The sequence below is a fragment of the Arthrobacter sp. LAPM80 genome (assembly GCF_046736435.1).
GTDB lineage: Bacteria > Actinomycetota > Actinomycetes > Actinomycetales > Micrococcaceae > Specibacter.
On record NZ_JBCHVD010000071.1, the window covers coordinates 1 to 443 of the forward strand.

Genomic DNA, 443 nt, shown 5'->3' on the forward strand with positions numbered 1-443 from the left:
ATCATGTCCTCGAAATCCTTACTGAACCGGGAGCCCGGCCGAGCAAACGGGACGCCCTGCACCACAACCCTATGGACGGGACAGACCAGGCGCCGGCGCAGCATGGTGAGCATCAGGACCCTGCCGCAGAAATCGAGATGCCGCCACGTAGATTCTGCCCAGCGGGTGTCATATCCGGCCATCGTCGAGTAGCTGCAGTGTGGGCAGTCAAGGCGCTTGCGGGCCTTCAACGCCACCCGCACCAACAACGGAGAAGCCCCACCGTCAGCTCCGGGATCAACATCGATGACCCGGACATCAGGCAGGTTCAGGACGCGGTTGAGTAGAGTGGTAGCACGCATGGGTAACTCCGATATTTGGATAGTGTAGGAACTCCCAAATCTACCGGGTTACCCATGCCCCATAACACACAAACCCTGACCCACACTTACGTCAGGAGAGCC

At 59.4% G+C, this 443-nt stretch carries 1 protein-coding gene; it reads right to left on the reverse strand.

The annotated features are described in order from the left end of the window. Positions 1–341 (reverse strand): transposase family protein (locus AAGW05_RS18570; RefSeq protein ID WP_411806037.1); only part of this gene is annotated, 341 nt, incomplete at its 3' end. Positions 342–443: the final 102 nt, after the last annotated feature.